The sequence below is a fragment of the Aquiflexum sp. genome (assembly GCF_041749095.1).
Lineage (GTDB): Bacteria > Bacteroidota > Bacteroidia > Cytophagales > Cyclobacteriaceae > Aquiflexum.
Genome location: NZ_JBGTCA010000291.1, coordinates 1 through 9,010 on the forward strand (window position 1 = coordinate 1; position 9,010 = coordinate 9,010).

Consider the following 9,010-nt stretch of genomic DNA (forward strand, 5'->3'; position numbering starts at 1 on the left):
AAATGGTTCTGGAGATGGAATGGGAATGGGAAGCGGAAGTTCCGCAGGATCATCTGGAATGAATCAATCATCTGCTGGATCCTCCATGGGTTCAGGGTCTGGATCAGGAAAGTTGACAGATGTGCTGAGACTGCAAGTTCAAATCAAGGCAATGGAGTCTGACTTACAACAGTTGGAGGTAGACAAGAGACCTTTATTGGTCCGCTTCAACCAATTTTTGGGTAGGGATAAAAACGAGACAGTAAATTTTGAAACCAATATTTCAACCCAAAAAGATAAGGGTTGGGAAGTGGCCATGTTGGAAAATATTTTGGAAACGAATCCCATGCTGTTGATGCTGGAAAAAGAGGGATTGGTCTACCAAAAGCAAGGTGAAATGGCCAAACTGGAAGGCAAACCTATGTTTGGGTTAGGCTTAAATTATATGGTGTTTTCTCCACGACCAGAGGCGGGAGTCCCCGGTGGAATGAATGGGATGGACTATATGCCTGCCGGAATGGGGAATAATATGGTGATGCCCATGGCGACGTTGACTTTACCTATTTACCGCAAAAAATACAAAGCCTTGGAAACCGAATCTAAGCTTTATTGGGAAGCCAATGAAAGCCAAAAGGAAGATTTGAAAAGAAATCTGGAAACTGAGTTTGAAAGTATCCTTGCATCCATCAAAGATGCAAATAGAAAAGTCAAACTCTTAGAAGAGCAGATTGAACTGATGGAGCAAACAATGGAATTGTCCGTCACATCTTACGCTACAGAAGGAAGTTCTTTCGAAGAACTCCTCAATATTCAGCGTGAACTATTGGATTTTAGACTCAATGCTTTGAATACGAGGATTGAGAGGGAAATTGCATTTGCTAAGTTGGAAACATTGGTGGGCTTTTAACATTTGAGGTCTTTTTTGACCTCGAAGGTTTATTCAAGAAATATGGTTGAAATATGGTTGAAATATGATCGAAATAAATAGAAATATTATAGGATAGTTAAACCGGAATTGTGGATAGTTAGTCCTAAAAAAAAATTACTTGGAAAGAATTAAAGTTTAAACCAAAAATCCTGAAGGGGTTGAACAAAGCTTAGAGCAAATATAAATTAGATCGGGGTGGAAAGTCTTATGTCTTTTGTCTTGCGTCTTAAATCTATAAAAAAAATGAAACAGAGAAAAAACATATTTATCATCATCATCGGCTGCCTATTCTTTGGCGCTGTGGTGGGTTGGATGATCAGAGGTGGGGAAGAACATCCTGCTGAGGAACACACCCATATTGACGAAGAGGGAGTGGAATATACTTGCTCTATGCACCCACAAATTCGCCAAAATGAACCGGGCCAATGTCCCATTTGTGGGATGGCACTCACACCTGTGGGCAATAAAAAAAGCGGTGAATCCAGTCCCTTTATTATGGAAATCACTCCTGAAGCAGTTGCACTTTCAAATGTGCAGACGACTATGGTTAAATCTGGTTCAGGTTCGGGAAAACTTACCTTGACCGGAAAAATCCAAGCCAATGAACAACGGGTAAAAAGCCTCACTGCAAACTATTCAGGTAGAGTCGATCAATTGTTTATCAACTTCACCGGTCAGGAAGTTCAAAGAGGACAGAAGTTAGCGACTCTTTATTCCCCTGAGCTGGTTAACGCCCAAAAAGAACTCTTGGAAACAGCCAAAATCAAGGATCGTCAGCCTGCACTTTACGAAGCTACCAAGGAAAAACTAAGGCTTTGGAAAATTTCAGAAAAGCAGATTGCTTCTATCGAAAGTTCCGGCCAGGTAGATACTCAGTTTGATGTGTTTGCAGATGTTGGAGGGGTGGTGACAGCTAGAAATGTTGCAATGGGTGATTTTGTGAATAGAGGTACGGCTATGTTCGAAATTGTTGATTTAAGTAATGTATGGGTGATGTTGGATGCTTACGAATCTGATTTGGGAGCAATCCGAAAAGGGGATGATTTGAGTTTTCAGGTTTCCGCCTATCCAGGCAAGGAATTCAAAGCCAAAGTCACTTATATTGATCCCATGCTTAATCCCGATACCCGTACAGTAGGCATTCGGGCAGAAGCGGTCAACCATAATTATGAATTGAAGCCGGAGATGTTCGTCTCTGCCAATATAGCTACTTCCCAAGCAGGACAATCAGGTTTGATGATTCCTAAAACAGCCATTCTCTGGACTGGCCCACGTTCTGTGGTCTATGTGCAGAAGGGTAATCGTGAGGCACCAGCATTTGAAATGAGAGAAATAGAGATTGGTGGCCGGGTAGGAGAGGATTACCTTGTTTTGTCTGGTTTGGAAGCTGGAGAAGAAGTGGTCAGCAACGGTGTTTTTGCGATCGATGCAGCAGCACAGTTGAGTGGCAAATACAGTATGATGACCCGACCGCAAGTAAAGACTTTGGATACTCCTGAGGAATTTAAAAAGCAGTTGACGGCATTTATACAAAGCTATTTGCCCATCAAAAACGCCTTGGTGAAAACCGATGCCGAGGCTACCCGGAAAACCATTAGCCCTGCAAAATCCATTTTGGCAAAAGTGGACATGAAGCTTTTGGAAAGCAAAGCCCACGATATCTGGATGGATTTGTTAAGACCTATTCAAAGCAGTCTGGACAAGATCGCCCAATCTAACGATGTGGAGGAGCAAAGGAAGCATTTTGAAACTTTGTCTGACAACCTGATCGAAGCGGTAGAATATTTTGGAGTTGTTGAAAATACCATATACCGTCAATATTGTCCTATGGCTTTCCGTGATCAAGGAGCTTACTGGCTAAGCAGTGAAAAAGAAATCCGCAATCCCTACTTTGGAGATAAGATGTTGACCTGTGGGGAGGTGAAGGAAACTTACGAGCCGGGTAAAAGAGTGATTTCTGAATCTGGATCTAAACCGGATGTTCAGGTGGGGCATCAGCATTAATCTTTAAATGAAATATATAGAAATATGCCTACGTCGAAATAAAATAGAAATAATTTTAAGTATCATTCCTTTCTTTAGGTATCTGAGATTGTCTGAATGAATAATTGATTATCAGTAATATTTCGGCGAAGCCATATCTCAATCTTATTTCACGAAGGATATTTCTTAATAAAGTAAATAATCAAAATCACAAATATGAAAATCAAACAATACCTAATCATCCTTTCCTCATTAATTATCATTTCCTGTTCTTCAAATAAGCAAGAAGAGAAAACAGAGGACTCAGATGGACATGCTCACCATGATCATGCAGTATCATCGGAAACAGCCACTTCCAAAAGTCCCAGAACTGCCACTATGGCCAATATTGGGTCTAACCATGTGCACATAGATTATTCTGCTCCTAGTGTAAGGGGTAGGCAGGTATTTGGTGGTTTGGTGGCTTTTGGTGAAGTATGGGTGACTGGGGCACATTCGGCTACTCCTAAAGGAAAATATGCCCTTTTCACCATTCCAGGGGAGAATGAATGGATTGTGATCATTAATGAAAATTGGGATCAGCATTTAGCTGATGACTATGAGGAAAGCGAAGATGTGTTGAGAATTAAAGTAATTCCCCAAAAGTTGGAAAACATAGTTGAACAGTTGAATTTTAAAGTGGAGGATTTGGGTAATAATAAGGGTAAGATTTTATTCCAATGGAGCGATGTTATAATTCAAATCCCTGTGGAAACTCTTTAAATCAACCCTGCTGAATCCTTGCCAACCAATGGATTTAAATCGAAGCTGTTTGAATCGGAAATACTTTTTCTGAGTTCTTCATCCAGTTTTTTTGCTTCGGTTTTTATCATTTTCAAAAAATGGACGGTCTCTATTGGGGGGCTTTTGGGATCAATGATTTCAAGTATCCCGATGATATTGGCCAGTTTTGACCGCATCAGATGGGATTGGTTGAAAGTAACTGTTTTGAGGTATTGGCGTTGTTTCTGAATGAGATTTTCTGATTTCTTTCTTTCGGAGATATCGAAAAAGCAACCTGCCATCAACATAGGCTCTGCAAGGTTTCCCCATTTGATAACCTTGCCATATCCCAATACCCAAATGTCTTTCTTGTGTCTGTTTTTGATTCTGAATTCACTGTGGAAGGGATTTTTACCTAAACTTTCAAAATGCTCCTTAAGCTCTGCCTCAACTTTTGCCTTATCCGAGGTATGGACATGTTTTTTCCATTTGACATTTTTTGAGGAATTTCCGTTGAGATATGGGTTATACCCAAACATCTCATTGAGGGAAAGGCTTAACTTATCAGATTGCTGGGCTATGTCCCAAATCCAAAAACCAATTAAATTATCCTCCAGCAATCCTTCCATCAGATCGTTTTTAGCATGAAGGTCATTGACCGTTTCCGGGAATTCAACTATTTTCTCATTTTTGGAGGAAATTTTATGCCCTACACCATAAAGCTGAAATTTGTTGTCTTTCCCGTTGATTATTGTAAACTCCCATCTTGTCCAATAAAAGTCGCTTCCATCAGATTTGACTTTTCTCAGATCCAAGATAAACTTCCTGTCTCCATTTTCCAGTGAGTTATTAAGCAAAAATTCAAAGTTTGAAAAGTCCTTATAATAAACCAGTTCTGAAAATGAAGTTCCCAAAATGCCTGTTTTCAAAAACAAACACTCTTTTTCAAGATGTTTGTTATTGTCCAAAATATTTCCATTTCCATCCAAATGGATAAAATAGAAATAGTCTGAATTATGAAAAATATTTTTCATAGTTTAATAGGCTGTAATTCTTTGGTATTACTTGATTTAAAAAAATTAATAGAATAACAAAGAACATAAATAATAATATAAAAATCAAAAAATAAGGTTTAAAACTACACTTCAATTATGGAATCAATTTATATGCTCAATAGAAATGAATTTGGAAATGAGGAAAATCTAGGAAATTTAATCTCAGAGACCGATGCAATGACTCTTATAAAAGATTGGGTCATAAATGAAAAACTGTTTTTTCACATGGAACAGGTCGGACACTTGATGAAAGCCTTTGCAATTTCAAAAGGATATGATGATGAAACCCGGCAAATGTGGCATGTATCCGGCCTGCTACATGATGCAGATTGGGATCAGTGGCCTGATGAACATTGTAGGAAAATCATAGCAGAACTTGAATCAAGGCAGGTTGACCCGCGGATAATAAAAGCAATAGCCAGTCATGGCCCCCGGTATTTTGGGGTGGAACCTTCTTCGGAAATGGACAAGATGCTATATGCTTTCGATGAATTATCCGGTTTTGTCCATGCTTATTCCCTGATGCGGCCCCAAGGCTATGAAGGCATGGAAGTCAAAGGCGTCAAAAAAAGACTGAAGGACAAAAGCTTTGCTGCTCAGGTCAGCCGGGAGGATATTGCAGATGCAAGTGAGAAGGCAGGGATATCTATTGATGAACTGATTCGATTTGTGATTGAAAATCAGTTGAGGAATTAAAAAATGGATTATAAGATTACAAAGAGCAACCTAGGCCGCTCTTTGCATTTATATTGTCAGAATTGTATGTAAGAACTTTAATAATTATTAATCTTCATTATATTCTCTCAATTCCGCTGCTTCTTCCTCTTCAGAAAAGCTGCCAACTTCAGAAGAATTATTTGCTGCCCTGGTATCTTCTCTTCTTTCCTGTTCCGCTTTCACTTTACTCAATGGTTTGAGGTGGGATGGGGGAGGTGGGAGCAATTCTTCATCTTCTTTTTCATAAGGGAAAACTTCAACTATGGGACTTTCGGTCACCTCAGGAACCCTGAACGAAACCAGCATATTGCTCAGGCTTTCATGGATTCGGTCATAGGCCTCTTTGACATCATGTGCGGTCACCAACATAAATTGGGTAACCTTTTTTTCCTTGCCACTATCCGCATCCGAAACTATATAACTGATCTTACACTTGTGCCAGATGTCTATATCTTCAAAGAAAAAAACATCCACAAAATTGCTTTTGCTAATGTTGGTCACCTGAAAATCCCCTCTGATGACGGAACCAAGCATATCATATATCCTGGCCTCAGCTTCGGTAAAAGATACCGCATCTACCAGGTATTGTTCTGAAACATTTTTGAGCAATCCCTGCTCATTTTCTTTGGCGTACTTAACCTTACACAAAAACCAAATCCTCATACTTGATCTATATTTTATTAGAGCAGCGAAGGTAATGGTTATTGGCAAAAGCAACAATGAAAAAATATTGATTTAGAAATTTTTTAAAAAATCCCGTATATTTTGAAGGAATCAAAAACAAATGTGGCAAAAAATCATCTATAGCTTTCCGGTTCAGTTACTGCTTTTACACCTGAGGAAAAACCTGTTATTGTTATCCCTATGGTTCCTTTTAGTGTTGATTACATTCCAAAGTTTTGGTACGGTCATCGGTTTGCCATACCTCTTGTTGGATCCCGAATATCTCAACAGGGTGTCCTGGCAGGGGTTTTTCTTTGTTGGGGTAGCCTTGGGGATTTTTACCATGTCATTTCACATGACTACCTATATTTTGGATGGGGCAAAATTCAGGTTTTTGGCGGTCATTCCAAGGCCCTTTGTCCAGTTTTGTTTCAACAATTCGATCATACCGCTCATTTTTTATTTACTTTACATATTTGCCTTTATTAATTTTCAACTGGACAATGAGCATGAAAGCAACTGGATTGTGTTTTCTTATTTTTTGGGGTTTTCAGGAGGTACGGTTTTGACCTATACCCTAATGTTTTTGTATTTTGGTCTTACCAACAAAGATTTTTTTATCCTATTTGCAGGGAATGTTGAAAAGAGGTTGAGAAAAACCAAACTGCCCAGGGCAAATATGCTTAGAAGGATCAAAGAGAGTCAAAAAGAGAAGGAAAAGGTGGTGGATTACCTGGATATTAGTTTGAGGTTTAAAGAAATCAGACAGGACCTTTCCAGGTTCGAAGCCAATAAATTGTTGCGGGTGTTTGACCAAAACCACCTGAATATGTTTATTATCCAAACGGTTTTGATCAGCTTGATATTGCTCATGGGATTTTTCAGGGAAAATCCCATACTGCAAATTCCAGCCGCTGCCAGTGGTATGTTACTTTTCGCTATTCTGACAATGGTCGTAGGGGCAGTTGCTTTTTGGTTGAGAGGATGGGTGACACCCGCTGTATTGGCTGCAATTTTGATTTTCAATTACCTATCAAGTACTGAATGGCTCAACAGACCTCATACAGCTTTTGGATTGGATTATAATAAGGAACCTGCTGCATATAATCTTGATAATTTGACGGCCATACTTCATAAAGACAGTGTAGAAAAGGATAAAGATTTCACTTTGGAAATTCTTGAAAACTGGCGTAGAAAATTCCCGGATAATGAAAAACCCAAAATGGTCTTTGTAGCTGTCAGCGGGGGAGGGCAAAGGGCAGCATTATGGACGCTCAAAGTCCTGCAAGAGGCTGAATTTGCCTCGGGAAGTCAGCTTTTCCGCCACACGCAGATGATCAGTGGGGCATCAGGTGGGGTGATCGGGGCGGCATTTTTCAGGGAATTGTATATGAGATATCAAGATGATCCAAAATTCCATTATCTGGATGAAAAGTATCTTCACCAGATATCTTCGGATAACCTCAACCCTATCATTTTCACCCTGTTGGTAAATGATTTGCTGATCAGAAACCAATACTTTGAATACAATGGGAGGAGATACCTGAAAGACAGGGGGTTTGCTTTTGAAAGTCAATTGAATATCAATACAGGTGAAGTGATGGATAAGACCATTTCGGAATATCTGGAACCTGAGTATCACAGTCAGATTCCCATGATGCCCATTACGCCCTTGATAACCAATGATGGCAGAAAATTGATCATCGCACCTTATTCCATGTCCTATATGGGAATTTCATTGGATAGGACGGAGGGATTTGATGAGAAAAGCCAGGCTATTGATTTTCAGAGAATGTTTGCAGACCACGATGCGAAAAACCTAAGGTTTATAAGCGCCCTGAGGATGGGAGCCACTTTTCCTTTTATCACACCAAATATCCAACTTCCTTCCAAGCCTCAAATGATGACAATGGATTCGGGCCTTTCAGACAATTTTGGTGTTCAGGACGCCCTGCGTTTTATGTACGTTTTCAAAGATTGGATCAAGGAAAACACCTCGGGAGTGGTTTTAGTCACAATTCGTGATTCTGAAAAATTCACAGAAATCGAACAAAAGGCTTTGCCGAGATTTTTTGAAAAATTGTTTACACCCGTCAAAAATATTTACATCAATTGGGACAATGTACAGACGTTGAGCAATGAAGTACTTTTTACAAGGATGAAAGAAACAATGGATTTTGATTTGGAAAGGATTGAATTTGAATATTCCACATTGCAATACCTCCGTGACCGTGGTTTGGCGGATCAAATGGGTCCTTTCAGTCCCATTGACCAGGATATCCAACGGGCTTCCTTGAATTGGCGACTGACAGCCAGGGAAAAAAAATCCATTATTGACAATATCAACAGTACACAAAACAGACTTGCATTGCAGAAATTAAAGAGTTTGGAGCTATTGTCACCAATACCTTAATCCACCTCCAATTCTTTCTGAAAGGCTTCGATGGCTTCTATTTTACCCACCACATAAACAGTATCCCCAAGTTTCAGCTTTTGGTCACCGGTTATTTCAGTGATGGTTTTATTCCCTCTTCTGATGGCAACTACGTTTACCCCTACCACTTCCCTAATCCGGGCTTCTTTGATGGAAACATTGATGAAATCTCCGGTATCTTTTTCAACCCTTAGGCTTACAAAGTTGATTTCAGGCAAATCAATTTTAAATCTTGAAGTGACATCAGTCGTGCCCCTGAACATTTCGTAATTATGCGACCTGACATCTGCGGTAAATTCTTCAATATCATGCCGTGGCACGAGATACTTGTGAAGAACCCTGTTGAATATTTCAATAGAAGTTTCAAATTCCTCGGGAATGACCTCATTTGCTCCCAAGTTCCGGTTTTCTTCAATTTCATTGACATACCTTGTCCTCACGATGATGTATGGGTTTTGGGTAATGTGCCTAATGGTCGCTATAATTCTT

At 39.6% G+C, this 9,010-nt stretch carries 8 protein-coding genes; 5 read left to right on the forward strand and 3 right to left on the reverse strand.

Going from position 1 to position 9,010, the window contains the following annotated elements:
* From ACEW8O_RS13630 to ACEW8O_RS13640, 3 genes are all read left to right on the forward strand, one after another.
* The coding region (locus tag ACEW8O_RS13630) for a TolC family protein (protein WP_373495177.1) at positions 1-886 on the forward strand (886 nt) is incomplete at its 5' end.
* A 264-nt stretch (positions 887-1,150) separates the two neighbouring features.
* Positions 1,151-2,911 carry an efflux RND transporter periplasmic adaptor subunit gene (locus ACEW8O_RS13635; RefSeq protein ID WP_373495178.1) on the forward strand — a complete coding sequence of 587 codons (1,761 nt, stop codon included), beginning with the start codon at positions 1,151-1,153 and terminating at the stop codon, positions 2,909-2,911.
* Positions 2,912-3,106: 195 nt separating this feature from the next.
* Positions 3,107-3,652, forward strand: coding sequence for a DUF2911 domain-containing protein (locus ACEW8O_RS13640; protein ID WP_373495179.1), 546 nt, complete (start codon positions 3,107-3,109; stop codon positions 3,650-3,652).
* Here the strand turns inward: ACEW8O_RS13640 and ACEW8O_RS13645 are convergent.
* A complete protein-coding gene (locus tag ACEW8O_RS13645) occupies positions 3,649-4,686 on the reverse strand; it encodes a PAS domain-containing protein (protein WP_373495180.1) in 1,038 nt (345 codons plus the stop codon). The two genes, ACEW8O_RS13640 and ACEW8O_RS13645, sit on opposite strands and share 4 nt — an antisense overlap.
* A 117-nt stretch (positions 4,687-4,803) precedes the next feature.
* On the opposite strand from ACEW8O_RS13645, the gene ACEW8O_RS13650 reads away from it, so the two are divergent.
* Entirely contained in the window at positions 4,804-5,403 is a 600-nt protein-coding gene (locus ACEW8O_RS13650) for a hydrolase (protein WP_373495181.1), read from the forward strand.
* A gap of 87 nt (positions 5,404-5,490) precedes the next feature.
* Here ACEW8O_RS13650 and ACEW8O_RS13655 read toward each other — a convergent pair whose 3' ends face one another.
* A complete protein-coding gene (locus tag ACEW8O_RS13655; protein WP_373495182.1) occupies positions 5,491-6,087 on the reverse strand; it encodes a DUF4494 domain-containing protein in 597 nt (198 codons plus the stop codon).
* Positions 6,088-6,208: 121 nt separating this feature from the next.
* Between ACEW8O_RS13655 and ACEW8O_RS13660 the strand changes: the two genes are divergently transcribed.
* On the forward strand, positions 6,209-8,500 hold the full coding sequence (locus ACEW8O_RS13660) for a patatin-like phospholipase family protein (RefSeq protein WP_373495183.1): 2,292 nt from the start codon (positions 6,209-6,211) through the stop codon (positions 8,498-8,500).
* Here ACEW8O_RS13660 and ACEW8O_RS13665 read toward each other — a convergent pair.
* Positions 8,497-9,010, reverse strand: a 514-nt coding sequence (locus tag ACEW8O_RS13665; protein WP_373495184.1) for a TrkA C-terminal domain-containing protein, incomplete at its 5' end; no start/stop codon positions are given. The two genes, ACEW8O_RS13660 and ACEW8O_RS13665, sit on opposite strands and share 4 nt — an antisense overlap.